Raw genomic sequence first — 25,536 nt, 5'->3', positions numbered from 1 at the left:
CCTCAGGCGCAAGTTACATGGCTATCTGGTAGCTTGCGCCTCAGGCGCAAGCTACGCTGCGTAGTAAACCTCAGTGGGGACTTGCTGCTGGTGCAAGAATTCACCGATAGGCAAAATAGCCTTTCCACTCTCTTCGACCTGTTTAAACACTTGCAGCTTGTTTTCGCCACAAAAGTGCAAATAAATATTGCGACTGTTCATGATACGTGACTTGGTTAAACTAACCCGTGCATACGGCGCCTTAGTTGGCTGCGTTGCAATAACCGCATCATTAGCCGTTAAGCCTTGTTGCAGCTCGGCGCAATCCGGAAACAGCGAAGCGGTATGACCATCATCGCCCATACCTAAAATAATCACGTCAAACTCAGGCAGTTCGTTTAACTGTTCAGACAAAACAGGGGCTGCATTCTGAGCCTTTTCATGACCCGTATACAAGCTAATATAATGCGCTTTAGCCGCTTTGTTTTTTAATAGCACGGTCTTGATTAGCTTATCGTTGCTGTCATTAGAGTCGGGTAATACCCAACGCTCATCGGCCAACATAATGGTCACGTGCTTCCAGTCGATGTCAGTTCGGGATAACTTTTCGAATAAAGGCTTAGGTGTATTGCCACCCGAAACCACGAGATAGGCATGCCCGCGCGCTGCGATAGCATCACTGAGTTGCGCACTAACGCGTTGGCAAAGCTGTTCAGAAAGTTGTTCGTTACTGGCAAAGGTTTTCACTGATTTGTCCTCGTTATTCATCTTTTTTAATCTCTTTATTCGTCCCATTCACGACCATCTTGTGCCAACAGACTCACCGAAGCGACCGGACCCCAGCTTCCCGCAGGGTATGGCTTAGGTGACTCGTCGGTGGTCTCCCATGCAGCAATAATGCCGTCAATCCAATTCCACGCTTGTTCGACTTCCTGGCGATGCACGAATAAGTATTGATTACCGTGCATCACTTCCAGTAATAAGCGCTCATAGGCATCCGCGATACGCCTTTTCTTGAAGGTTTCGTCAAAGCTCAAGTCCAGGGTGGTCGCTTTTAGCTGCATCTGCTTACCCAGCCCCGGTATCTTGTTGATCATCTCAACTTCTACACCTTCGTCGGGCTGTAAGCGGATAACCAGTTTATTTGGGGGCAAGTCAGGCAATGTTTCGTGGAAAATATTATGTGGTTGCTTTTTAAACGTAATAACGACTTCACTGCGTTTTTGCGGCATGCGTTTACCCGTACGCAGATAAAACGGCACACCGGACCAACGCCAGTTATCGATATAGGCTTTTAACGCGACAAAGGTTTCGGTTTCGCTGTTCTCTTTAGCACCCTCTTCGTCCAGGTAACCGGGTACTTTCGTTTCGCCGGCAAAACCTTTCGCGTACTGGCCTCTTACGGTCAATTGCTGACTATTGCTGGCATTAATAGGTCGTAACGACTTCAGTACCTTGAGTTTTTCGTCGCGGATGCTCTCGGCGTCCAAACGCGACGGTGGCTCCATAGCAATAAGCGATAACACCTGCAGCAAATGGTTTTGTACCATGTCACGTAACTGACCGGCATCATCGTAATAACTCCAGCGGCCTTCCACACCAACCTGCTCTGCTGCCGTTATTTGAATGTGGTCGACCGCGTTATGATCCCAGTTGTTGGAAAACAACGAATTGGCGAACCGCAACGCTAACAGGTTAAGTACGGTTTCTTTACCCAAATAATGGTCAATACGATAAATCTGGGTTTCGTTAAAATACTGGCCGACTTCTTCGTTAATGTCTTTTGATGACGACAAGTTATGACCGATGGGCTTTTCCAGTATCACCCGCGTTGGTTCAGCAGTCAGGCCTACGTTGTGTAGCCCTTTACAAATCGTGGCATAAAGCGCAGGCGGCGTGGCCAGGTAAAAGATGCGCTGATGCTGTTTTTGCTCAAGGCATTGCTGCAGCGATTGATAACTCGCGTTATCCGAGAAATCCATGCAGACATACTGAAAGCGCTTACAGAAGCGCGCCATCGAATCATCGTCACGCTCGTTTTCCGCCACAAATTGCTTCAGCACGTCGCTAACACGCTCGGTAATTTGTGCCGCCGGCATGTCTTCGCGGGCGACCGCAATAATGCGGCTTTGTGGTTCGATAAGTTGAGCACGTTCCAGCTGATACAAGGCCGGGATTAACTTACGCCGGGACAAATCCCCAAGCGCTCCAAAAAGCACCATGTCACAACAGTTCGGGCAATCATTTGGCATTGCTTTTGTCCACTTTCAGTTGAATGGTTTGAAATCGTTTTTTATTAATTTTTGTAATTTTACTACATTTCTATTCACACTTTAGCAACGTTTAGGTTAGCATGGCAAATATTAATGTAATTAAATTACAAAAACGAACAACGCTTTGTTGGAGCTTTTGCCCATGAATATAGTGCAAACGGTGAAGGATCGCCTGTCAGACTTGAGTAAAAATGAATATAAGGTAGCGCAGCAGGTATTGCTCGATCCCGAAGCTATTATTCATGTATCGACGGCGACGCTGGCTAAACAGGCCAATGTCAGTGAGCCCACCATTAACCGCTTTTGTCGCCGCATTGGCTGCAAGGGCTACCCTGACTTTAAGTTGCAACTAGCACAGCAACTGGCTAAGGGCGCCTCGTACGTTAACTCGCAAATTGACGATGACGATAACGTATCCACGGTTACCGATAAGATATTTTCGTCGACACTTTCTGCGCTTGCCAATACCCAGCGCACTTTGGACCACGCAGCCATCGAAAAAACCATTAGTTACCTAAAGGATGCTCGCAAGATCTCGTTTTTTGGATTTGGCGCATCAGCATCGGTCGCTCATGACGCACAGAATAAGTTCGCCCGTTTTACCACGCCGGCGATTTTCTCTGATGATGTATTGGTGCAAAAAGTCGCTGCCCTGAACAGCTTACCGGGCGACGTTATCGTTTGCTTTAGCCACACCGGACGTACCAAAGCGCTATGTGAAATTGCGCAGCTGGGCTATGACAATCAGGCCACGGTTATTGGTATTACTGCCAAAGGCAGTCCCCTGGCTAAGTACTGCCATGTCGTGGTTAGTACCGAAGTCCCTGAAGATACCGATCAATATATGCCCATGGCATCTCGTATTGCGCAGATGGTGCTGATCGATGCCATCGTCGCCGGCTTTGCGCTTGCGCATGGCGAGGAAATTAAACAACAACTAGCCCGGGTTAAAGCCGGGCTCAAAGATTCACGTTTTCCACCGCAGTAAGAAGGATTCATTATGACAATTAAAGTTGCAATTAACGGTTTTGGCCGTATCGGTAAAAACATCGCCCGCGCTATCTTTGAAAGTCAGCGCAATGATCAGTTTGAGGTTGTCGCCATTAACGATTTGGGCGCTCCTGCTACGCTGGCACATTTATTAAAATTTGATACCGTGCATGGCCAGTTTAATGCTGACGTTCGTGCCGACGAAAACGCCATCTATATTAATGACCACAAAATTAATGTTTATGCCGAGCGTGACCCTAAAAATTTACCCTGGCAGCAATTGGGCGTAGACGTGGTGATGGAATGCACCGGCTTATTTACTAATCGTGACGGCGCCGGACAACACCTGACAGCGGGAGCTAAAAAAGTAATAATTTCAGCGCCGGCAAAAGACGTTGACGGTCTGTTCGTGTATGGTGTTAACCATCAGGATATGAAGCCTGATATGTCTATTATTTCTAATGCGTCTTGCACCACCAACTGTTTGGCGCCGATTGCTCAGCCGCTTAACGAAGCCCTGGGTATTGAAAGCGCACTGATGACAACGGTTCACTCATACACCAATGATCAATGTCTGCTGGATGCCTACCACAGTGATTTACAGCGTGCCCGTGCCGCTGCGCAGTCAATGATCCCATCAAAAACCGGTGCAGCCGCAGCCATTGGTAAAGTTATTCCAGAGCTTGATGGCAAGTTCGACGGCCTTGCTGTGCGGGTTCCAACACCCAATGTGTCACTCGTAGACCTTAGTTTTATTGCCAATCGCGACACCAGCGTTGAAGAAGTCAACAAAATTGTACAGCAAGCGGCTGCAAAATCGCCTCTGAGTGCTGTACTCGATGTTAACGAGTTACCTTTGGTGTCGAGCGATTTTAACCATAACCCGGCATCCAGTGTTTTTGATACGCACCAAACCCGGGTCAACGGACGTTTAGTTAAAGTGATGGCTTGGTATGACAACGAATGGGGCTTTAGCAACCGTATGCTGGACAATGCAGCCCATTTGATGTCGATCAGTTAAGTATTTATTAAGGTTTTTTATTGTAATAATTTGTGCTGATTCATTGACCATGTTAATTTCTTGTTCTACTTTATAAAAGCGCTTACATTAAAAAATGTAATATTCGTCTAAAATAGCTAACAACAAGAATGTGTGACTGCTCCCCGCCCTAACGGGCGAGGCTTCCAAATTCTCAGGCAGCAACCGGCGCGTGGCCGGATTTACGCAAGCCTCCATTGGCAGGAACCGACAGTCCTTCGGCTCTTAGTTTGATAACACCCTGCTGGCGGATATTGATCGCGGCGTTTACGTCGCGTTCAAGCTCTGCTGTACAAGCAGGGCACGACCAGTTACGCACCGACAACGGCAAGGTGTCTACCTTGTGCCCACAGCAGGAGCAGGTCTTGGAGCTGGCGAACCACTGGTCGATTTTGACCAGATGTTTGCCCTGCTCCTTCGCTTTGTATTCCAGTTTCTCCAGTTTCTGAATCAGGCCGGACCAGCTTGCGTCTGCGATGTGCTTGGATAGCTTCCGGTTCTTCAACAGGTTCTTCACTTTCAATGTCTCGACCACCACCGCTTGGTTTTCGTCAATGAGTTGTCGGGACAGGTTGTGCTGAAAATCCGCACGGGTATTCGCTAGGCGCTCATGCGCCTTAGCCAGTTTCAGGCGTGCTTTCGTACGTCCTTTGCTACCTTTCTGGCAACGGGATAAGGCTTTCTGCTTGCGTCGCAAATTAGATTGGGCGCGTTTCAGGAAACGGGGATTCGCCGTCTTGTTTCCTTCGGAGTCGATAGCAAGATGGGTTAGCCCCATATCAACGCCCAGCACGGTATCAACGCTATGCAATGGGGCCGGTGTTTGCAAGCCATCTTCAACCAACAGCGAGGCGTAGTACTTCCCTGTTACCGAGCGCGACAGCGTTACGCTCTTGAGCTTTCCGTTTAGCTCACGGTGAACCCGCGCCTTAAGCGGCTTCATCTTCGGCACTTTTATCCAGTTCTCTCGCCAGCACTCACACTCGTGCAGTGGTAGCTGGATTGTTTACCGTGTTTGCGCTTGAACCTCGGGTAACGGGCGGGAAGCTTCGGGTCAAAAAAGTTCTGGAAGGCTTTATCAAGGTTGATGCACGCTTGCTGGAGTGCAATCGAATCAAAATCCTTGAGCCAATGATACTTGCGAGATTTTTTCGCCACCGCCAACAGCGGCTTAAGGTCTTTCTTGGCTTTGAGCTTCAGGCCGTGACGTTTGTACTGTGAGCTGATGATATGCAACGCCTTGTTGTACACGAACCGCATAGCACCGAACTGGCGGTTGAGAAATTCCGCCTGTTCAGGTGTCGGATATATGCGTACCTTCGTGGCCTTTAACATTTCAGCGCTCATTGGTATGGTTCAATTATTATAATCCAGTAAATCGGTTTCATCACGCCGGATACGAATACTCAATGCCCACATACCCCGGCAAAGCAAAAGCGCAGCGCTCTGGTCACGCTCTTACTTTGCCTGTAGTGCAGGCGGGGCAACTATCGAAACACTGAGAGAGTATGTGCAGAGTCAGAGTACACCAGAATAGAACCGCTACGCGGTTCCCGCTTGTATACCCAAAGGGCACACTGTCCCCGCCCGATTGGGCGAGGGTTTACGCGGAGTTGTGCTAACTTAGGCCAAATTTTGTTTTGTTCAGCCGATGTTGGCTGTTGATCCGAGGCGGGCGAACAGCCCACCGCAGTTGATAGTGCAAGCGCAATAGCGGTGGTAAGGTAAGCGCGTTTCATGAGTCGGCCTCCTGTTTGCGTGCAACAGATTTAAACGCTTGGGGTTTATAGCCGCGCAAGCCATAAAATGCGATATAGACATAACACAGTAGCGGCAGAATAAAGGCGAGCTGGACGCTGGTTGCATCAGCTAAGGCGCCCTGTAGCAGTGGTATAATTGCGCCCCCGACAATGGCTAAACACAAAATGCCAGAACCCTGCCCCGTGCTTTCTTTAAGGTTTTGCAGCGCCAGGCTGAAAATGGTTGGGAACATAATGGAGTTACACAAGCCAACAAACAGCAGCGACCACATGGCTAACGCGCCACTCGTGTTAATGCTGGTGGCGACTAATACAACCGCGACACTTGCGTTGAACAGCAATACTTTATTACCAGCAAATTTCTGCATCACCGCCGCGCCAATGAAGCGCCCTACCATGGCACCACCGAAGTACCAGGAGATATAGTGGGAAGCCTGCGACATGGACATGTTGCCGATATCAGATTGTGACAAATATATCGCCAGGAAACTACCGATAGCCACTTCGGCGCCGACATACACAAAAATACCAATGGCGCCCAGTACCAAGTGACGTTGCCCCCAGGCACCGCCTTTGGTTGGTAATGGTGCGGCAGCATCAACTTTACCCATATTCGGTAATTTCAATGCGGCAAAAACAATCGCCATAATGATCAGGGCTGCGGCTAAAATAAAGTACGGTGTTGAGACCGTATCTTTACTCACACCCGTTACTTCGGGATCTGCCACGCCACCAAAGATAAGCCATGCACCAAACAATGGCGCGACGGTAGTGCCGAGCGAGTTGAATGCCTGCGTCATGGTCAGGCGGCTTGAGGACGTTTCCTCTGGTCCCAGGCGGGTTACATAAGGGTTGGCAGCGACCTGTAGTATGGTTACGCCGGACGCCAAAATAAATAGCGCGAGCAAGAATAAACCGTAGATTTCGAGCATAGCAGCCGGGTAAAACAGGACACAACCGGCACCAGCAATTAGCAGACCGGTAACGATACCCATTTTATAACCAATTCGACCCACCATCAGACCAGCCGGCACTGAGATAATAAAATAGGCACTAAAGAAGCAGAACTGAATCAGCATGGACTGGGTGTTATTCAGATCGAATAACAGCTTTAGATAGGGTATCAGAATGTCGTTGAGACTGGTGATGAAGCCCCAGATAAAAAACAGCGAAGTAAGCGCGGTTAGTGCAAAACGATAGTTGGTATTGCCCCCGCCCACTGTCGCTGAGGTTTGCGGCGTTGTCATAATTCCCTCTTGTTTTATTTTATTTTTGACGATGGCTTGCAGACCATCTAGTATGATGTAAGCGCTTTCATTTGTAACGCACTTTATAACATAGTTTATGGGTTTAGCAATGGAAAACCAGCTTTTAATGATGACTACGTATGCAACCCAATTGAGAAAAAAATGATAAAACTACAACTCGACAAACATTCGCCTTTATACTCACCGGATTTTGTTTTTGGCGTAGCCACTTCGTCATTCCAAATTGAGGGCGACCGCCATGGTCGCGCTGATTGCATATGGGATACCTTTTGTGCGCAAGAGGGAAAGATTCATGACGGCAGCAATGGCGATCGTGCCTGTGAACATGTAAAACACTGGCAACATGACGTGGATATTATTGCAAGTCTGGGCGTTGACTCATACCGGCTTTCTGTGGCCTGGGCTCGGGTTATAAATGCGGATGGCAGTGTTAACCAGGTGGGCTTGCACTTTTACGAGCGGTTAGTTGATGCGCTAACCGAGCGCGGCATTAGCACGCATATCACGTTATACCATTGGGATTTGCCACAGTACCTTGAAGATCAGGGCGGCTGGCTTAATCGCGATACCGCTTATCGCTTTGCTGAGTATGCCGCTGTTGTTGTTGGCGCGCTCGGCGACAAGGTTGCCAGCTATTCCACCATAAATGAACCTTTTTGTAGCGCTTATTTAAGTTATGAGGCTGGTATTCATGCGCCGGGGCCAAATCCAGTCAGCCATGATTCGGGCAATCGCCGTAAAAATGGCCGTCAGGCAGCGCATCATTTATTGTTGGCGCATGGGTTGGCGTTGCCGCGCATGCGGGAACTCGCACCCCAGGCTGAACACGGCATTGTACTTAATTTCAGTCCCTGCCACGGCGCTTCTGATGCAGCCGCTGACCAGGCCGCTGCTGCAACCGCCCATGATTATCATAACCGTTGGTATCTACAGCCACTGCTGCAGGGTTCTTACCCTGATTTACTAGAACGCCTGGCCGCAGATGAACGCCCGCATATAGAGCCCGGTGATTTAACACTAATGTGCCAACCACTAGACTTTTTAGGCGTTAATTACTATACCCGAACCACCTTCAAAGCCACCGCAGATGGTTGGTTTAAGGATGTTCCGCCTAGGGGTGACGAATTGACCACCATGGGCTGGGAGGTTTATCCACAGGGCTTGACAGAAATCCTCACCAAGCTTAAAAAGAGTTATCCTAATCTGCCACCGATCTATATTACAGAAAATGGTGTGGCTTACGATGATATTGTCGAGAATAACCACATTCATGACAACAATCGTATCGATTATTTTCAGCAACACCTGAACGCGGTTGAGGACTGCATAACGCAGGGCGTTGAAATCAAGGGTTACTATATTTGGAGCTTAATGGATAACTTTGAATGGGCCGAGGGCTATACCCAACGCTTTGGTATCGTCCATATCGATTTTGATAGCGGCGAAAGACAGCTAAAAGACAGTGCTAAAGCGTGGCAGCAGCTGCTGCGTTCGCGGCAACAAGTTATTGCACCCGCAAGTTCATGTTAAGCCGTCGCGAAAAGGTCGCTTACGGCCTGGGAGATACCGCCAGTAACATCATTTTCCAAACGGTTATGTTGTTCCTGGCTTTTTTTTATACCGACATCTTTGGTATTCCGGCAGCCGTTGTTGGCACCATGTTTTTGGTAGTGCGCTTAGTCGACGCCATCACAGACCCTTTAATGGGCTTAATTACCGACAAAACGCGTTCTCGGCATGGCCAGTTTCGGCCTTATTTAATCTGGATGGCACTGCCGTTCGCCTTTTTTAGCGTGATGGCTTTTACCACGCCCGATGTCAGTGTCGACAGTAAAATTCTTTACGCCTACGTCACCTACTGCTTATTAATGTTGGCATATACCGCCATTAACATCCCCTACTCTGCCCTCGGCGGCGTGCTAACGGCCGATCCGCTGGAACGCGTGTCAGTGCAATCTTACCGGTTTGTGTTTGGGATGTTAGGTGGATTGCTGGTAACCACCACCACCTTGCCATTAGTAGAATGGCTGGGCGGTGGCGACAGCGTCATAGGTTATCAGCTGACCATCGGTGCGCTAAGTGTTCTCGGCATATTGTTGTTTACCCTTTGCTTTTTAGGTACCAAAGAACGCTTAAAAGCCCAACAAACTCGGCATATGGGCCTGAAGGACGGCCTCAAAATCCTCTGGAAAAACCCTCAATGGCGCCGTTTGTCTTTAGCTGCTGCCCTGGTTTTAACCGGAATCGCGCTAAAAAACACCCTCGCTATTTACTATGTAAAATACTACTTATTACGCGAAGACATGGTTACTGTGTTTATCAGTATTGGTATGGTGGGTAACATCTTAGGCTGTGCCATTGCCCAGTATGTCACGCGTTACATCGATAAAGTCACTGCCTATGTCAGTATTCAGGTGATTGCCGCTTTCGTTTGTGCCGCCGCCTTTTTTGTGCCGGCACAGGATATCGTATTAGCCACAGTGCTGTATTTTTTCTGGGGGTTCTTTTTGCAAATGGGTACTCCCATGCTGTGGGCGAAAATGGCTGATGTCGTCGATTATGGGTTTTATAAGTTCGGTGTGCGCGCCACTGGTATGGTTTATTCATCCATCATCTTTTTTATTAAACTGGGCCTGGCTTTAGGCGGCGCTATTGGCGGTTGGTGGCTGGCATTTTATGACTATGTGCCGGACCAAGCCCAAACAGCAACTACCCAGCAAGGTATTCTAATCGCGTTTGCGCTGTTGCCGGCATTGGCTTCATTATTAGTAGCAATTGTGATGCGTGGCTACACCTTAACGCAACCACGGGTACAGGCAATAAACCGGGAATTACAACAAACCACAGCGGGTCAGTAACAGGAGTTTAAACAACAATGGCAACCATCTACGAGGTATCAAAATTGGCGGGCGTATCGCTGGCTACGGTATCTCGCGTGTTAAACAAAAACACGCCGGTTAAAGAAGAGACCCGCCTCAAGGTATTGGCGGCAATGGAACAGCTAGGCTACCAACCTAACTCTGTTGCCCAATCGTTGGCTTCTAACCGCTCAAATAGCATCGGTATCGTGGTGCCCGAATTGAATGGTCCGTTCTTCGGTACCTTACTCAGTGACATCGAAAATCAATTTCGCCAAGCCGGCAAACACGTCATTATCGCAGCCGGCCACAGTGATGAAAAATTAGAGCAGGAAAGTATTAGTTTTTTGCAAAGCCGTAACTGCGATGCACTGATTTTGCATGTTGAAGCGGTCAGCGACGATTATTTGGTCGAACTGATGCAGAAGAAAGTTCGGTTTGTGCTGATTAACCGTTTTGTCGCACCGCTTTACGATCGCTGTATTACCCTAAACAACCAACATGGCGGCTATTTAGCAACGCGCCATATTTTGGAGCATGGCCATACTCATATTGGTTATATTTCAGGGCCTATGTGGAAGCACGACGCCGACCAACGCTACAAAGGTCATGTTCGTGCCCTAACCGAATTTGGTATCGAGCCATCAGAGCAGCTGGTTTACGAGGGCGACTACCATGAGTCCAGCGGCGCGAAAGGCGCGCGTGTGCTACTGCAAAACAACCCATCGATAACGGCGCTGGTTTGCGCCAATGACGAAATGGCTGCGGGCGCTATGACTGCCGCCCGCGAGGCCGGCCGAACATTGCCGGATGACCTGTCAATTATGGGCTTTGATAACGTTAACTTCTCCCACTATACCTTCCCCAAACTCACGACCATCGACTACCCGGTTGGCGGTATGGGCGAAATGGCCGCACAATTAATCTTAAAACGCGTTTACCAACAAAAAGTGGATGCCATTCAAACCGTATTCGAACCGAGGTTGGTAGAACGCGACTCGATACAACATGTTTGAGCGTTTTCAATAAAAAAGTGCGCCGAAGCGCACTTTTTTGTTTTTTCGTTAGTTTGTCGATTAACGCGACAGCTTTAGATATCAAAGCGGTCGGCATTCATCACTTTAACCCAAGCTTTGGCGAAGTCGCGAACGAACTTCTCCTGGTTATCATCTTGCGCATAAACTTCTGCGTAAGAGCGTAAGATTGAGTTAGAGCCGAACACCAGATCCACCCGCGTTGCCGTCCATTTAACGTCGTCAGTTTTGCGATCGCGGACTTCATAATGGTCACCCGCTTTTTTCCAGACATTGTTCATGTCCGTCAGGTTAACAAAGAAGTCATTACTCAACACACCGACGCGATCCGTAAATACACCGTGTTTAGACTCGCCATAGTTTGCGCCTAACGCACGCATGCCGCCCATAAGTACCGTCATTTCCGGTGCGGTAAGGCCCATCAGATGGGTGCGATCCAGCAGTAATTCTTCCGCCGGCACATCGTAATCCTTTTTCAGGTAGTTACGATAACCATCGTGCAATGGCTCGAGTGGTTCGAAACTTTCGGCATCGGTTTGCTCATCAGTTGCATCGCCACGACCCGCCGCAAAGGGCACAGAAATATCGTAACCCGCTTCTTTAGCCGCTTTTTCGACCGCTGCGGTGCCGCCGAGTACGATGAGGTCAGCGATACTAACCTTCTTGTCCAGCCCGCTTTGGATATCTTCTAACTTAGCTAACACCTTCTGCAGTTTTTCCGGTTCGTTACCGTGCCAGTCTTTTTGCGGTGCTAAGCGAATACGCGCACCGTTGGCGCCACCACGGTAATCGGAGCCACGAAAAGTGCGAGCACTATCCCACGCCGTTGTAATCAGCTCGTAGGACGTCAGGCCACTGTTTAGCAGCTTCTGTTTAAGTTCTTCGACTTCGCTGTCGCTTAGGCTGTAATCCACCTTAGGAATCGGATCCTGCCAAATTAAATCTTCGTCCGGCACATCAGTACCCAGATAACGATCTTTTGGTCCCAAATCACGGTGAGTTAGTTTAAACCAGGCGCGTGCAAAGACTTCAGCAAAATAGTCGGGATCGTTATAAAACTTTTCGGCAATCTTGCGATAATCCGGATCCATTTTCATTGCCATATCGGCATCTGTCATAATAGGGTTGTGACGGACCGACGGATCTTCAACATCAACGGGTTTGTCTTCTTCTTTAATATCGATAGGCTCCCACTGCCACGCACCTGCAGGACTCTTTTTAAGCTCCCACTCATAGTTAAACAGCAGATAGAAGTAACCATTGTCCCACTGGGTCGGATTAGTCGTCCAGGCACCTTCGATGCCGCTGGTTACCGTGTCACGCCCCATGCCTTTGCCGCCGCTATTGCGCCAGCCAAAGCCTTGCTCTTCGACGTCAGCCGCTTCTGGCTCTGGACCTAAGTTTTCCTCTTTACCATTACCATGACATTTACCTACCGTGTGGCCACCCGCCGTTAGTGCGCAGGTTTCCTCATCGTTCATTGCCATGCGCTTAAAGGTTTCACGCACGTCTTTAGCGGTGCGTAAAGGATCGGGGTTACCGTCTACACCTTCCGGGTTTACGTAAATCAGACCCATTTGTACAGCTGCTAAGGGGTTTTCCAGCGAGTCTCGTTTGTCGTCAGAGTCATATCGGTTCTTGGTTGCATCCAACCATTTCTTCTCACTACCCCAATAAATATCTTCTTCCGGGTGCCAAATATCTTCACGCCCACCGGCGAAGCCAAAGGTTTTTAAGCCCATTGATTCGTAAGCCATGTTACCCGCAAGGATAAATAGGTCGGCCCACGACAGTTTGTTGCCGTATTTTTTCTTAATCGGCCACAACAGGCGACGTGCTTTGTCCAGACTCACGTTGTCAGGCCAACTATTGAGAGGCGAAAAGCGCTGGTTACCAGTACCACCACCGCCTCGACCGTCGGCTAAACGATACGAGCCCGCAGAGTGCCATGCCATACGGATCATCAGACCACCATAGTGACCCCAATCGGCTGGCCACCAATCCTGGCTGTCGGTCATCAAGTCTTTAAGGTCTTGTTTTAATTCTTCCAGATCGATTTTTTTAAATTCTTCCGCGTAATTAAAATCTTCATCCATCGGGTTAGCTTTAGTGTCGTGCTGACGCAAAATCTCCAGCTTCAGCGCATTTGGCCACCAATGGGTATTGCTTTTGCCTTCGTTGGTCATGCTGCCGTGCATGATTGGGCACTTACCTGAACTCATATCAATATCCCTTCCGTTCATTTTTTGTTTAATTTAATCGTTCTACAGCTTACGCCGTTTTCCACTTATTAGATTTATAGCAGGCAGGTGAAGATTGACAAAGGTCAGATTAGCGGTCGTTTTAATCGGTTTAAGCGATTAAACTTCGTCACATATTAAAATTTCCGCGCGAAAACGTGGCTCCTGAAGCCAGACGATGGCGTGTTGCGAAAATTCCTGCCCCAACGCTAATGCATCTTGCTTGCTCAAGTTAGCAACCAAAAAACCCCGTTCATCAGGCCATTTCTGTTGAGGATCCTCTGCCACCGTTTTAGCACACAGATGCGCGTCAGACATCGATTTAAGTCGTTGCAACAAACGTTGACTCGCTCGGCGGTTGTCAGCTTCAGGCGTTTTCTTACTCTTAGGGTTGTATGCGGTTACAATACAGAAGCTGGAGTAGCCGGGATAAATTTCTCTCAGCGCAAGCTCTGCTTCGCCGATGCGGACGCACAACACCGGACTGGTTAAAATCGTGTAGTCAGTATTCTTATAGGCCTTTAACAGCTCACTATCCAAAGTTAACCTCAAACGTTACAAAGTAAGTTACAAAGTAATTAGTCAAAACGTAAAACTTTCGTAATCTAGCACATGTCTATTAAACACTGCGCTACACTCATCTGTATGAGTAGAATAAAACTAACACAGTTTTTACTGATAGTATTATCGATGTTAACCCTAAGTGCCTGCGGCTTTCCGCGGGCAGCTGATGATTACCTGGAAAAACTCGAATCATTAGCCGTTAAAATCGAACAACTGGCGCAACAACCTGCGGTATGTCAGTCACATGTTGACCAAATTGAATATCGCTATGGCCACTTAGCCCCCGGAAAGAACACCTTTCTGGAAGCTGATTTCACCCCTGACGAGTCGCATCAATTTCAGCAGCTAATCGAGCGCATTGAAGCCGCTAATAAAAAGATCATTCGCAAAGGTAACCCTGACTGTTAATTGTTAACAAATTGTATAAAATTGCTTCAAAACCATTGTTTTCCCTGCCCCGCCTTCTATACTAGTTTTGTAAATCTATGTAATCTATTTAAAATATTCTGCGTAGTACTCTTTACACTTATTACAAAGGGGATAAGGAATGACCAAAAAAGAAGAAGACGTACTCAGCGGTAAAAAGGACGTTGAGCGCGAGCGTCAAGCCGATGACCCGATGATTCCGGATGGTGAAGTTAATCCCATCAATACGGATTATCAGGTAGGGCAAGACAATGTGGTCATGAAAATCGGTCCGTTTGGATTGGATTTCCATAACCGCGTTTTTGCTATTTCGGGCTTACTCATTGTCGCGTTTGTTTTTATTACGCTGGCTTTTCAGAATCAAGCTGAGCCAATCTTTACCGGCATGAAGGATTGGTTGACCGCTAATCTAGACTGGTTTTTTATAAGCGCCGCTAACATTTTCGTTATTGTCGCGTTAGCCTTGGTATTTTCACCCTTAGGCCGAGTAAGAATAGGCGGCACCGAAGCTAAACCTGATTTTTCGTATTTGGGTTGGTTTTCGATGCTGTTTGCCGCCGGTATGGGTATCGGACTCATGTTTTACGGTGTGTCAGAGCCTATTACCCATTTCAGTACCGCACTTGGCGGAACTGAGACAGGTGCCGACGGGCTACGTACCGACTGGGCGCCCTTAGGTGGCGCAGAAGGGAACGAAGCTAAGGCAGTTGCTTTGGGCATGGCCGCGACTATTTTCCATTGGGCGCTGCACCCATGGGCAATCTATGCGATTCTGGCGCTTGGCCTAGCCATATTCTCGTTTAACAAAGGTTTGCCACTAACCATCCGTTCAATCTTTTATCCTATTTTAGGTGAACGCGTTTGGGGCTGGCCTGGTCACATTATCGATATTATCGCGATATTGGCGACACTGTTCGGCTTAGCCACTTCGCTGGGGCTTGGTGCTTCGCAAGCGGCATCAGGTTTTAACTTTTTGTTTGGCTGGGATGAAGGAAATACCACACAAGTACTGTTAGTTGTTGGTATTACTGCCGTAGCGCTTGTGTCGGTGCTTGCAGGGTTAGAGTCAGGTGTACAACGTCTGTCGCAGATCAATATGTCGTTAGCGGCAATACTGATGCTGTTCGTCATTATCGTAGGCCCTACGGTTGCGATCCTGACAGGCTTTGTCGATAACCTGTATAACTACATCGTTAACCTGCCCGCGCTATCCAATCCTATTGGCCGTGAAGACGCAAATTATTCACAAGGCTGGACAACCTTCTACTGGGCGTGGTGGATAGCATGGTCGCCGTTTGTTGGTATGTTCATCGCACGGGTTTCACGTGGCCGTACCGTTCGTGAATTCCTCATCTCTGTGCTATTGATTCCATCGTTAGCCTGTGTGTTCTGGATGAGCGTATTCGGTACTGCCGCCATTGAGCAATTTCTGTCAGGCGCTGAGGAAGTTGCCAACGTCGACTTGTCGTTGCAGCTGTTCGTTATGCTGGAAGGCTTACCCTGGACCGGTATCACCTCGTTTGTTGGTATCATTTTGGTGATGGTATTCTTTATCACCTCATCGGACTCGGGTTCGCTGGTTATCGATACCATCAGTGCCGGTGGTAAAGTCGAAGCTCCCGTACCTCAGCGAGTATTCTGGTGTACGTTCGAGGGCTTGGTTGCCATTGCATTGATTCTTGGCGGTGGCTTGGTTGCACTACAAGCTATGTCAGTGTCAGCCGGATTACCCTTTACCCTGGTACTATTAGCTGCGACTTATGCACTAATTCAGGGCTTGCGCTCTGAGCCCCGGGTTGGTAAAACCTCAAAATAACTAGCTTATGATAAAGTGGCACCTGTTTAGGGTGCCACTTCCTACCAAAAAGGTGCTTTTATGGAAGCTGAGCACGTCGAAATACTCAATTTTTTACGTCAGTATTCTCCCTTTAACCAACTACCGGAAGAGGAATTACAGTTAGCTGCACAACATACATCAGTAGCTTATTTCCGTGCCGAAACACAAATTCTTGAATTTAACCAACCCATCGATTCGCTGCATGTTATTCGTAGTGGTGCAATAGAAACTTACCAGCGCGATGGCTCCTTATTTAACCGGCTTGATGAAGGCGGCTTTTTTGGCGAAGCAGGCCTGTTACGTAAGGGGCGGGTACGTTTTCCGGTAAAAACAATCGAAGACACCCTGCTCTATTATATTCCCGGCGAACTGTTTAACCGCTTTTACGACGAGTATGACGCCTTTGCTGATGCCGTCGAGGTTGAAGAGAACCGTCGTGTGAGTCATGCAGTAAAAGAAAAAAATACCCATGGGTCGTTGGCGGCCCGGGTTGAGAAACTGGTTGCTCGCGAAGCCGTAGCCATTGATATGCATGCATCGATACGCGATGCAGCATTAAAAATGACGGACGAAAAAGTCTCGTCACTACTCATCTATGACGAAGCTAAACAAGACAAACCAGTAGGTATTATTACTGATAAGGATTTGCGCAAACGGGTGCTGGCGGCTGACAAAGATCCGTCCGCGCCGGTGGCTGACATTATGTCGTCCGATTTGGTTTTTATTCCGCACAATAAGCGTGTTTTTGAAGCGTTACTAACAATGCTACGCACCAACCTGCACCATTTGCCGGTACTTAAAAACACCAAGGTCATGGGCGTTATTGCCTTGTCGGATGTGGCACGACACGAATCGCAAAGCAGTTTATACGTGGTATCCAGTATTTTTAAACAAAACTCCATCGAAGAGTTATCGCAGCTGGTACCTGACGTCTACAAAAGTTTTGTGCGGATGGTCGAAGAAGATGCTAATTCCAGAATGATCGGCTCAGCAATGGCAACCATCGGACGTACTTTTAAGCAACGTCTATTAGAGCTAGCTGAGGAACGCCTCGGTCCGCCACCAGTGCCCTATTGTTTTTTGGCTTTGGGTTCAATGGCGCGCGATGAACAGACTATCGTTACGGATCAGGACAATGCCTTGGTGCTGGATGACAGTTTTGACCCCAAGCAGCACGACGACTATTTCTTGCAACTCGCGCAGTTTGTTTCTGACGGTCTGCATTCTTGTGGTTATACCTATTGCAGTGGCGATATCATGGCCACCAACCCGAAGTGGCGACAACCGTTATCGCAATGGAAGGCCTATTTTAACGACTGGATTGATAATCCATCGCCGGAAAAATTATTGCATTCGTCCATCTTTTTTGATCTCGATGGTGTTGGCGGTAATAAGCGTTTTGCCAACGAACTCAACAAATTAATCCGGCAAAAGGCGCCTCGTAATAAGCGCTTTTTAGGCTCGATGGCACGTAATGCGCTAAATCGCACGCCTCCACTGGGCTTTTTTAAAGACTTTGTGATGGAAAAGGATGGCAAGCATCGCGACAGTATCAACACCAAACGCCGTGGCACTGGACCCGTTGCCGACCTTATTCGCGTGCACTCACTGGCGATTGGTGCCAAGCGTCAAAATTCGTTTGCACGGCTGGAAGAAATCATCGACTCAGAAATACTACCTAAAGGCCGGGGACCGGATTTACGTGATGCGTTGGAGTTGATTTCTATGGTACGTATTCGACATCAAGCGCTCGCACTGGAGGCAGGTGAAGTGCCCGATAATAATGTAGCCCCGGAAGATCTTTCTGATTTTGAAAGGAAGAACCTAAAAGATGCCTTTCAGATCTTAAGTAACGCGCAAAAATACCTGCGCTACCGTTACTCGGGAGCATAACATGCTGTACCTTGCCCCTGGCCAGGAAAAAAGACAACAGCGTGATCAGATAGACTGGCCTGAGCGGTTTAAGACTTTGGCCAACCAGGCTAAAACGCCCGCGCTAAAACGCTACTATGAAGCAGGTATCCCTGCACCGGACACCCCCATTGCCGAAGCCCCTATGGTTGCGGTTGATTTCGAAACCACCGGTATGGACGTTAGCCAGCACGGTATTGTCAGTATCTCTGTTATACCGATGACACGCGACCGTATACACCAGGGCGCAGCAAAAACCTGGCTGGTAAAGCCACGTCGCGTTCTCACTGAGCAGTCAGTTACCATCCACGGCATTACCCATAGTGCGATAGAACAGGCGCCTGATTTAGAAGAAGTTATCGAGCCGTTGCTGGAAGCCGTTGCGGGCAAGGTGTGGGTAGTACATTACCACGGTATTGAACGGCCATTTTTACAAGATGCGTTGCTAGAACGACTGGGTGAGAGTATCGAGTTTCCACTGATTGATACCATGGAGATCGAAGCACGCTTTAGACGCCAGCAACGGGGCATTATCGATCGACTGATAGATAAGTTTAAAGGCCGCCAGCCACCCTCCATTCGTTTGGCGGATAGTCGTGAACGCTACCACCTACCCTTTTATGCGCCCCACGATGCCATGACCGATGCGCTCGCCTGCGGCGAGTTACTGCAAGCTCAACTTGCGTATCATTTTTCTGATAACAGTTTATTATCCGACGTTTGGCTACCTTGAGCAGAAACTACTACTTAGTAGATACCCATTGAACGCAAAGGATTTTCAGTTTCACTTTTTATAAAATAACTGTTGGAAATTTCTCCTTAGGATGAGAGTGCTTATGAGCTGGTTACGAAATCTATCGATGCGCAATAAATTGTTGCTGTTAATTCTTCCCTCGCTGTTTATTATGCTGTTACTGGCAGCGGCAAACTTATGGACGAGTTATAGCGATTATCAGGAAGCGCATCGTATTGAACGTTTAGCCGAAATCACTTCAGCCAGCGCACCCGTAGTGGTCGAGCTACAACGGGAACGTGGCATGAGTGCACTTACCATGGCCTCAAATTATGCTGACAGCAATGTTCGCCAATTACGGCAACAGCGCCAGGCCAGTGATCAAGCAATCAGTCGTTTTCTAACCACCGTTAAATCCGTTCAGCAAGAATTGGCATTGCGCCAATCAACCGTTGACCGTGTGGCAACACTCAAACGTAATGCGTACGAACAGTGGCGCAGCCGCATCGATAGCAAGCAAATGAAACGCCCACAAATGATGCAAAACTATACCGGCTTAATCAGCACCATGATGGGGTTAATTGATGACGTTGTTGCTGAATCATCGCAGGCACAAATAACCCGGTTGCTGGCGGTCTATTCGTTAACCGCAAACGCCGCAGAATCTGCAGGTCAGGAACGAGCCGCTATTGCAGCATACCTGGCGGGAGGTCAGTTTAATTTAGACGATTTAGCTGCAATTCAGCAGTTCTCCGGCCAGCAACAAGCGTTGCTTGATAACGCATTTTATTCTGCCAATTCAGCGTTAAAACCAACCATCGATGAGTTACGTCAGTCCTCAGCGTTAAGCAGTGTAAAAACCGTGCGTTCGCAACTCGTTGATGAAAACGTATTTTCGAATGTTAGTAGTAATGACTGGTTTAGCACCAGCACCCGTTACATTACTGCGATTAACGAAGCTAAAAGTGAGATTTTGAACACCGTTACGCAGATGGCAAAACGGTTAGCGGCTGATGCCTTTAGCGCGTTATTGATTATGTCGCTGGTTACTGCCGCCGTTATCGCGGTAATAGCTGTTCTGGCAACATTGATTCTGCGCGGCATCTACAGTCAGGTTGCTGAACTACTGCACGGCATCGATTTTGTGATGACTAACAAAGATCTTAGTCGCAAAGTGGACAGTAAAAGCTCTGACGAGTTAGGCCGTATTGGCAGCGCCTTTAATGAGCTGCTGACCAAATTCAGTGAGTCATTACAAAAGATTGACCAAATGAGCGTGCAGTTGGCGACTGCTACTGAGGAAACCAGTTCCACTGCCGAGCAAAATGCCGAGCAAATTGGCAAACAACAAAAACAAATCGAGCAAGTTGCGACCGCAACCGAAGAAATGAGCGCGACCGCAGCGGAGATTAGCGAGAATATCCAACGGGTTGCTGATGCCGCTGATAACTCACTGCAGAGTAAAGAAAAGGCGCAGCGGCCGTGCGCGAGAGCATTACCTCCGTACGAGCGCTGGCGGAGGCTATTGGTAACGTTGGTCAGGTAATAAGCCAGTTGCAAGAACGCAGCGTTGATATAAATCGCGTTATCGATGTTATCAATAACGTTGCCGAACAAACTAACTTACTGGCGCTTAACGCAGCTATTGAAGCAGCTCGTGCGGGTGAACACGGCCGTGGCTTTGCGGTAGTTGCCGACGAAGTCCGTCAATTAGCCAGTCAAACGCATAATTCGACCCAGGAAATTGCTGACATGTTGTCTAATTTCCGCTCGCTGTCTGATACTGCTTACAATGATATTAATCAAAGCCAGTCTATTGCCGAAGCTACCGAAGAACAGGCTCAGGAGTTGGATCGGGCATTCCAGGTGATTGCCGAAGATATCAACAGTATTTCTGAAATGTCGACACAAATTGCTACTGCATCAGAAGAGCAGGTAAACGTCGCCAAAGATATTGCCGGTAACATGGAATCAGTAAACGAGGTATCGTTGTTAACCCTGACCGGTTCTCAAGAAATTAAAGCCGTGACACAAGAGCAGGCTAAATCTGCGCGGGAACTGCAGGATCTGGCGATGGAATTTAAGACCGCATAAATTGTTCGTAAAGCGAGTGGTATCTTTGTAATGTTCGTGTCAGCGTATAACATCTCACAAAATCGGTAGAATAAATATTAGCTAATGGTCTAACTATGAAAAATATTGTTTTAACGTCAATTATCGTCGCGGCAGGTATCACGCTCGGATCGAACGCTGCCGTAGCCCAGTCGGTTGTAAAGCCGGCACCACAGGTGACCACTCAGGCTCAGGCTGAATTTTTTGCCGCAATAAACAAGCATTGTGGTAATTCATACGCGGGCGAAGTAACCGTTGATACGCCCGTAAGTGACGGCTTCGAGGGGCCATTGATAATGCATGTGCGTAAATGTGGCGAACAGCGTATCGAAATTCCGTTTCATGTTGGCGATGACCATTCACGCACCTGGGTCTTAACGCAGACAGGCTCGGGCATTAGCCTTAAACATGATCACCGCAAACCCGACGGCAACTATGACCCGCTAACCATGTACGGCGGCCATACGGTCGATAAAGGCTACCCGACTGCACAGTCGTTCCCGGCTGACGCCTACTCAAAAGAATTATTTATTGAATTAGGTGTGCCGCAGTCGAATACCAATATTTGGCAAATGTATATTCATGAAGACACATTTACCTACCGCTTAATTCGCGAGGGCAGAGAGTTTCGGGTGGATTTTGATCTGACAAAAACCGTCGACACTCCCCCTACTCCATGGGGTTATGCCGACTAACAAGGTAAGCTCGTGCCGAGGCACGAGCTACAGAACATCTCCCGGAATACGCACGTTACCTTCCATTAAAACGCGTGCGCTACGGCTCATAATGGCTTTTATGGCTGTCCATTGACCATTAACCTGCTTACATTCGGCGCCCACTTGCAAGGTACCCGAAGGGTGGCCAAAGTTAACCATGGTACGGTCATTACCACCCGCCGCCAGGTTAACAGTAGTGCCCGGAATGGCTGCGGCAGTTCCGATAGCCACTGCGGCTGTGCCCATCATGGCGTGATGCAGTTTGCCCATCGACATGGCTCGCACCAACAGATCCACGTCACTGGCGGCAATTTTCTTACCACTGGAAGCGATATAGTCTTTTGGAGGTGCCACAAAAGCCACTTTTGGGGTGTGTTGGCGGTTAGCCGCTTCAGCGACATCGTCAATCAACCCCATTTTCACTGCACCATGCGCGCGAATGGTTTCAAAACGCTCCAAAGCCGCAGGGTCGCCGTTAATGGCTTCCTGCAGTTCGGTGCCATCATAGCCAATTTCTTCTGCATTCAGGAAAATGGTCGGAATACCGGCGTTAATCAGCGTTGCTTTTAGGGTGCCAATACCGGGAACTTCTATATCATCGATCAGGTTACCGGTCGGAAACATCGACTCGCCGTCTGCTGACGGGTCCATAAACTCTACCGGCACTTCCGCTGCCGGGAAGGTAACACCATCCAGCTCAAAATCACCGGTTTCCTGCACTTCACCGTTGACCATAGGCACTTTATTGACGATAGTTTTGCCAATATTGGCCTGCCAAATCCGGACTTCGCAAACTCCGTTTTCAGGAATGCGTTCAGGCGCTACCAAACCGTTGGCAATGGCAAAAGGCCCCACAGCAGAGGACAAGTTACCGCAGTTACCGCTCCAGTCGACAAATGGCTTGTCTATGGACACCTGACCAAACAGGTAATCCACGTCATGATCCGGCTGTTCGCTTTTAGATACGATGACCGTTTTACTGGTGCTGGACGTCGCACCCCCCATGCCATCGGTGTGCTTGGCGTACGGATCCGGACTACCAATGACACGCAATAAAATGGCATCGCGCACTGCGCCCGGTTGCTGTGCTGCTTCAGGCAAGTCCTGCAAACGGAAAAATACGCCCTTTGAGGTCCCGCCACGCATATAGGTGGCGGGAATTTTGATTTGTGGTTTAAACGCCATAGCTCGAACTCCTTAGCTTGCTTCCGCTTCTAAAAAGTCCTGGGCAAAGCGCTGTAATACACCACCAGCCTCGTAAATCGAGACTTCCTCTTTGGTATCCAGGCGACAAATAACCGGTACTTGCTGTGACGACCCGTCCTTACGGTGAATGGTCAGCTGCAATACGGCCCCCGGTGCTGGTGTGCCTTTCACGTCGAAGGTTTCAGTACCGTCAATATTCAAGGTTTTGCGCGTGGTGCCCTCTTCAAACTGCAGTGGCAATACGCCCATTCCAATTAAGTTGGTACGGTGAATACGTTCAAAACCTTCGGCAACAATAACTTCAACACCCGCTAAGCGAACACCTTTCGCTGCCCAATCGCGCGATGAGCCCTGACCGTAATCAGCGCCGGCCACGATAATCAGCGGCTGCTTATTGTTCATGTAGTGCTCAATAGCTTCCCACATGCGCACGACTTTGCCTTCCGGCTCAATACGCGCCAGTGAACCCTGAATCACGTCACCATTGTCGTCACGTACCATTTCGTTAAACAACTTCGGGTTAGCGAAGGTGGCACGCTGTGCGGTTAAATGATCGCCGCGGTGGGTAGCATAAGAGTTAAAGTCTTCTTCCGGCACGCCCATTTTAGTCAGGTATTCACCTGCAGCACTGTCAGCCATAATGGCGTTGGATGGCGACAAATGATCGGTAGTGATGTTATCACCCAGTACCGCCAACGGACGCAGACCGGTTAACGTATTCTCTGCGGCTAATTCACCTTCCCAATAAGGGGGACGACGAATATAAGTGCTCATTTCGCGCCAATCATACAACGGATTGTTCTTCTCGCCGTAGTCGACACTCAGATTGAACATGGGGTCATAGACCTTGCGGAACTGCTCAGGCTTAACGCTCTCTTTGACGATACGGTCAATTTCTTCATCGCTCGGCCAGATATCTTTAAGCGTTACCGGGTTACCATCGTGATCATACCCCAGCACGTCTTTTTCGATATCAAAGCGGATAGTGCCGGCAATCGCATACGCCACAACCAACGGCGGCGATGCCAAAAACGCCTGCTTAGCATATGGATGAATACGTCCGTCAAAGTTGCGGTTACCCGACAATACCGCGGTTGAGAACAGATCACGGTCGATGATCTCTTGCTGAATTTTCGGATCCAGCGCGCCACTCATACCATTACACGTGGTACAGGCAAACGCCACCACACCGAAACCTAAGTCTTCCAGTTCAGGCAGTAGCTGCGCCTCTTCCAGGTACATCTTTACGGTTTTAGATCCCGGAGCCAATGACGATTTAACCCATGGCTTACGCGTTAGGCCAAGCTTGTTAGCGTTACGCGCAATCAAACCCGCTGCAATCATATTGCGTGGGTTACTGGTGTTGGTACAACTGGTAATCGCCGCAATAATTACTGCGCCGTCAGGCATTTTGCCCTCTTCCGGCTGTTCAATATGTTTGGCTACGCCGCGCTCGCTGAGCTCAGCTGCCGGTAGTAAGGCATGCGGATTAGACGGGCCTGCCAGGTTACGCTCGACTTTTGACAAATCAAAACGTAAGACACGACCGTATTCGGCAGTTTTCAGGCTATCGCCCCACAAGCCGGTTTGCTTGGCAAACTTCTCGACCAACTCTACCTGGTCATCGTCACGACCGGTCAGTTTCAAATAATCGATAGTTTGGTTATCGATATAGAACATTGCCGCGGTGGCACCGTATTCCGGTGTCATGTTAGAGATGGTGGCACGGTCGCCAACAGTCAATGCCTCTGCACCTTCACCGAAGAACTCAAGGTAAGCGCCAACCACTCGTTCACGACGCAAAAACTCAGTCAGCGACAACACTAAATCGGTGCCGGTAATGCCCGGACGCAATTTGCCCGTGAGTTCAACACCTACGATATCAGGCAAACGCATATAAGAGGCGCGGCCCAGCATCACGCTTTCGGCTTCCAGACCACCCACGCCCACAGAAATAACGCCTAAAGCATCAACCATCGGCGTGTGGCTGTCGGTACCTACACAGGTATCAACAAAAGCAACGTTGTCACGAACCTGCACCACGGGCGACATTTTCTCCAGGTTAATCTGGTGCATAATGCCGTTACCCGGCGGTATCACGTCGACGTTTTTAAACGCCGTTTTAGTCCAGTTAATAAAGTGGAAACGGTCGTCGTTACGGCGATCTTCAATCGCGCGGTTTTTCTCAAACGCGTCTTTTTCGAAGCCGGCATGCTCAACCGCCAGTGAATGGTCGACAATCAGCTGCGTTGGCACGACCGGGTTCACTTTGGCCGGATCGCCGCCTTTTTCGGCGATAGCATCGCGTAGACCGGCTAAGTCCACCAGCGCTGTTTGTCCGAGAATGTCGTGGCAAACGACGCGTGCCGGGAACCACGGAAAATCATGCTCTTTCTTGCCGTAAATCAGCTGCTCTAACGACTGCGTTAAAATCTCCGGCGGGCAGCGACGTACCAGGTTCTCTGCCAGTACCCGAGAGGTGTATGGCAGTTTGTCGTAAGCACCCTGTTCAATGGCTTCAACGGCTGCCCGAGTATCGAAATACTCGAGCGTGGTGCCGTCTAGTTTTTTACGGTATTCATTGTTCATA

21 protein-coding genes and 1 pseudogene are annotated in these 25,536 nt (G+C 48.8%); 13 read left to right on the top strand and 9 right to left on the bottom strand.

The features are described 5' to 3' along the window. Positions 1 to 51 precede the first annotated feature (51 nt). Both pgl and zwf read right to left on the bottom strand, forming a co-directional pair. Positions 52 to 747, bottom strand: coding sequence for a 6-phosphogluconolactonase (pgl, locus tag KZ771_RS03660; protein WP_053952284.1), 696 nt, complete (start codon positions 745 to 747; stop codon positions 52 to 54). Between the two features lie 14 nt (positions 748 to 761). Then, the gene (gene zwf, locus KZ771_RS03655; RefSeq protein WP_290654376.1) at positions 762 to 2,231 is read right to left on the bottom strand and encodes a glucose-6-phosphate dehydrogenase; all 1,470 of its coding nucleotides are present in this window, start codon (positions 2,229 to 2,231) and stop codon (positions 762 to 764) included. Positions 2,232 to 2,394: 163 nt separating this feature from the next. On the opposite strand from zwf, the gene hexR reads away from it, so the two are divergent. Together hexR and gap are read left to right on the top strand one after the other, a co-directional pair. Then, positions 2,395 to 3,240, top strand: a complete 846-nt coding sequence (gene hexR / locus KZ771_RS03650) for a transcriptional regulator HexR (protein ID WP_133540457.1) — start codon at positions 2,395 to 2,397, stop codon at positions 3,238 to 3,240. A 12-nt stretch (positions 3,241 to 3,252) separates the two neighbouring features. Continuing rightward, positions 3,253 to 4,263, top strand: coding sequence for a type I glyceraldehyde-3-phosphate dehydrogenase (gap, locus tag KZ771_RS03645; protein ID WP_290654375.1), 1,011 nt, complete (start codon positions 3,253 to 3,255; stop codon positions 4,261 to 4,263). A gap of 172 nt (positions 4,264 to 4,435) precedes the next feature. Here gap and KZ771_RS03640 read toward each other — a convergent pair whose 3' ends face one another. Together KZ771_RS03640 and KZ771_RS03635 are read right to left on the bottom strand one after the other, a co-directional pair. After that, a complete protein-coding gene (locus KZ771_RS03640; protein WP_290654374.1) occupies positions 4,436 to 5,224 on the bottom strand; it encodes an RNA-guided endonuclease TnpB family protein in 789 nt (262 codons plus the stop codon). An 11-nt stretch (positions 5,225 to 5,235) separates the two neighbouring features. Continuing rightward, complete coding sequence (locus tag KZ771_RS03635; protein ID WP_290654373.1) at positions 5,236 to 5,628, bottom strand: transposase; 393 nt, start codon at positions 5,626 to 5,628, stop codon at positions 5,236 to 5,238. Positions 5,629 to 5,641: 13 nt separating this feature from the next. On the opposite strand from KZ771_RS03635, the pseudogene KZ771_RS03630 reads away from it, so the two are divergent. After that, a pseudogene (locus KZ771_RS03630) lies at positions 5,642 to 5,818 on the top strand (transposase); the annotation flags it as partial. Positions 5,819 to 6,016: 198 nt separating this feature from the next. Here KZ771_RS03630 and KZ771_RS03625 read toward each other — a convergent pair. Next, positions 6,017 to 7,288 carry a sugar MFS transporter gene (locus tag KZ771_RS03625; protein ID WP_133539202.1) on the bottom strand — a complete coding sequence of 424 codons (1,272 nt, stop codon included), beginning with the start codon at positions 7,286 to 7,288 and terminating at the stop codon, positions 6,017 to 6,019. A 162-nt stretch (positions 7,289 to 7,450) separates the two neighbouring features. Here KZ771_RS03625 and KZ771_RS03620 point away from each other — a divergent pair, with 162 nt between their 5' ends. From KZ771_RS03620 to KZ771_RS03610, 3 genes are read left to right on the top strand one after another with little or no spacing between them, the layout of a single operon-like run. After that, entirely contained in the window at positions 7,451 to 8,839 is a 1,389-nt protein-coding gene (locus KZ771_RS03620) for a GH1 family beta-glucosidase (RefSeq protein WP_290654372.1), read from the top strand. After that, positions 8,833 to 10,167, top strand: a complete 1,335-nt coding sequence (locus tag KZ771_RS03615) for a glycoside-pentoside-hexuronide (GPH):cation symporter (protein ID WP_133539204.1) — start codon at positions 8,833 to 8,835, stop codon at positions 10,165 to 10,167. Before KZ771_RS03620 ends, KZ771_RS03615 begins: the two co-directional genes overlap by 7 nt. Positions 10,168 to 10,184: 17 nt before the next feature. After that, positions 10,185 to 11,183, top strand: a complete 999-nt coding sequence (locus KZ771_RS03610; protein ID WP_290654371.1) for a LacI family DNA-binding transcriptional regulator — start codon at positions 10,185 to 10,187, stop codon at positions 11,181 to 11,183. 74 nt (positions 11,184 to 11,257) lie between these two features. Here KZ771_RS03610 and katG read toward each other — a convergent pair whose 3' ends face one another. Together katG and KZ771_RS03600 are read right to left on the bottom strand one after the other, a co-directional pair. Continuing rightward, complete coding sequence (gene katG, locus KZ771_RS03605; protein WP_290654806.1) at positions 11,258 to 13,429, bottom strand: catalase/peroxidase HPI; 2,172 nt, start codon at positions 13,427 to 13,429, stop codon at positions 11,258 to 11,260. A gap of 132 nt (positions 13,430 to 13,561) precedes the next feature. Further along, complete coding sequence (locus KZ771_RS03600) at positions 13,562 to 13,981, bottom strand: DUF3293 domain-containing protein (RefSeq protein ID WP_290654370.1); 420 nt, start codon at positions 13,979 to 13,981, stop codon at positions 13,562 to 13,564. Positions 13,982 to 14,131: 150 nt separating this feature from the next. On the opposite strand from KZ771_RS03600, the gene KZ771_RS03595 reads away from it, so the two are divergent. The 7 genes from KZ771_RS03595 (at position 14,132) to KZ771_RS03565 (ending at position 21,719) form a co-directional block, all read left to right on the top strand. Then, positions 14,132 to 14,413 carry a hypothetical protein gene (locus KZ771_RS03595; RefSeq protein ID WP_290654369.1) on the top strand — a complete coding sequence of 94 codons (282 nt, stop codon included), beginning with the start codon at positions 14,132 to 14,134 and terminating at the stop codon, positions 14,411 to 14,413. Positions 14,414 to 14,624: 211 nt separating this feature from the next. Continuing rightward, positions 14,625 to 16,247, top strand: coding sequence for a BCCT family transporter (locus tag KZ771_RS03590; protein ID WP_290654805.1), 1,623 nt, complete (start codon positions 14,625 to 14,627; stop codon positions 16,245 to 16,247). 60 nt (positions 16,248 to 16,307) lie between these two features. Continuing rightward, positions 16,308 to 18,161, top strand: a complete 1,854-nt coding sequence (locus KZ771_RS03585; RefSeq protein ID WP_290654368.1) for a DUF294 nucleotidyltransferase-like domain-containing protein — start codon at positions 16,308 to 16,310, stop codon at positions 18,159 to 18,161. 1 nt (position 18,162) lies between these two features. After that, positions 18,163 to 18,912 carry a 3'-5' exonuclease gene (locus KZ771_RS03580; RefSeq protein ID WP_290654367.1) on the top strand — a complete coding sequence of 250 codons (750 nt, stop codon included), beginning with the start codon at positions 18,163 to 18,165 and terminating at the stop codon, positions 18,910 to 18,912. Between the two features lie 103 nt (positions 18,913 to 19,015). Continuing rightward, positions 19,016 to 20,458, top strand: coding sequence for a methyl-accepting chemotaxis protein (locus KZ771_RS03575; RefSeq protein WP_290654366.1), 1,443 nt, complete (start codon positions 19,016 to 19,018; stop codon positions 20,456 to 20,458). Continuing rightward, a complete protein-coding gene (locus KZ771_RS03570; RefSeq protein ID WP_290654365.1) occupies positions 20,395 to 21,006 on the top strand; it encodes a methyl-accepting chemotaxis protein in 612 nt (203 codons plus the stop codon). The genes KZ771_RS03575 and KZ771_RS03570 overlap by 64 nt, the downstream gene beginning before the upstream one ends. Before the next feature lie 95 nt (positions 21,007 to 21,101). Continuing rightward, positions 21,102 to 21,719, top strand: a complete 618-nt coding sequence (locus KZ771_RS03565; protein ID WP_290654364.1) for a hypothetical protein — start codon at positions 21,102 to 21,104, stop codon at positions 21,717 to 21,719. A gap of 27 nt (positions 21,720 to 21,746) precedes the next feature. Here the strand turns inward: KZ771_RS03565 and prpF are convergent, their stop codons facing one another. Next, a complete protein-coding gene (gene prpF / locus KZ771_RS03560) occupies positions 21,747 to 22,925 on the bottom strand; it encodes a 2-methylaconitate cis-trans isomerase PrpF (protein ID WP_290654363.1) in 1,179 nt (392 codons plus the stop codon). A 12-nt stretch (positions 22,926 to 22,937) separates the two neighbouring features. After that, positions 22,938 to 25,535 (bottom strand): Fe/S-dependent 2-methylisocitrate dehydratase AcnD, encoded by a 2,598-nt coding sequence (gene acnD / locus KZ771_RS03555; protein ID WP_290654362.1) that lies wholly within the window; start codon positions 25,533 to 25,535, stop codon positions 22,938 to 22,940. Position 25,536 lies beyond the last annotated feature (1 nt).

Origin of the sequence: Idiomarina sp. (genome assembly GCF_019431395.1) — a bacterium.
GTDB lineage: Bacteria > Pseudomonadota > Gammaproteobacteria > Enterobacterales > Alteromonadaceae > Idiomarina.
Note: the sequence above shows the minus strand (reverse complement) of the source record. Positions and strands in the feature narration are given on the sequence as shown.

What these genes read in the sequence shown, in the direction of transcription:
- prpF (WP_290654363.1), bottom strand. Translation starts at nt 22,925, where the DNA reads ATGGCGTTTAAACCACAAATCAAAATTCCCGCCACCTATATGCGTGGC.
- KZ771_RS03580 (WP_290654367.1), top strand. Translation starts at nt 18,163, where the DNA reads ATGCTGTACCTTGCCCCTGGCCAGGAAAAAAGACAACAGCGTGATCAG.
- KZ771_RS03615 (WP_133539204.1), top strand. Translation starts at nt 8,833, where the DNA reads ATGTTAAGCCGTCGCGAAAAGGTCGCTTACGGCCTGGGAGATACCGCC.
- KZ771_RS03595 (WP_290654369.1), top strand. Translation starts at nt 14,132, where the DNA reads ATGTTAACCCTAAGTGCCTGCGGCTTTCCGCGGGCAGCTGATGATTAC.
- hexR (WP_133540457.1), top strand. Translation starts at nt 2,395, where the DNA reads ATGAATATAGTGCAAACGGTGAAGGATCGCCTGTCAGACTTGAGTAAA.
- zwf (WP_290654376.1), bottom strand. Translation starts at nt 2,231, where the DNA reads ATGCCAAATGATTGCCCGAACTGTTGTGACATGGTGCTTTTTGGAGCG.
- pgl (WP_053952284.1), bottom strand. Translation starts at nt 747, where the DNA reads ATGAATAACGAGGACAAATCAGTGAAAACCTTTGCCAGTAACGAACAA.
- KZ771_RS03610 (WP_290654371.1), top strand. Translation starts at nt 10,185, where the DNA reads ATGGCAACCATCTACGAGGTATCAAAATTGGCGGGCGTATCGCTGGCT.
- KZ771_RS03640 (WP_290654374.1), bottom strand. Translation starts at nt 5,224, where the DNA reads ATGAAGCCGCTTAAGGCGCGGGTTCACCGTGAGCTAAACGGAAAGCTC.
- KZ771_RS03590 (WP_290654805.1), top strand. Translation starts at nt 14,625, where the DNA reads ATGATTCCGGATGGTGAAGTTAATCCCATCAATACGGATTATCAGGTA.
- KZ771_RS03575 (WP_290654366.1), top strand. Translation starts at nt 19,016, where the DNA reads ATGAGCTGGTTACGAAATCTATCGATGCGCAATAAATTGTTGCTGTTA.
- KZ771_RS03625 (WP_133539202.1), bottom strand. Translation starts at nt 7,288, where the DNA reads ATGACAACGCCGCAAACCTCAGCGACAGTGGGCGGGGGCAATACCAAC.
- acnD (WP_290654362.1), bottom strand. Translation starts at nt 25,535, where the DNA reads ATGAACAATGAATACCGTAAAAAACTAGACGGCACCACGCTCGAGTAT.
- KZ771_RS03565 (WP_290654364.1), top strand. Translation starts at nt 21,102, where the DNA reads ATGAAAAATATTGTTTTAACGTCAATTATCGTCGCGGCAGGTATCACG.
- KZ771_RS03620 (WP_290654372.1), top strand. Translation starts at nt 7,451, where the DNA reads ATGATAAAACTACAACTCGACAAACATTCGCCTTTATACTCACCGGAT.
- KZ771_RS03585 (WP_290654368.1), top strand. Translation starts at nt 16,308, where the DNA reads ATGGAAGCTGAGCACGTCGAAATACTCAATTTTTTACGTCAGTATTCT.
- KZ771_RS03635 (WP_290654373.1), bottom strand. Translation starts at nt 5,628, where the DNA reads ATGAGCGCTGAAATGTTAAAGGCCACGAAGGTACGCATATATCCGACA.
- gap (WP_290654375.1), top strand. Translation starts at nt 3,253, where the DNA reads ATGACAATTAAAGTTGCAATTAACGGTTTTGGCCGTATCGGTAAAAAC.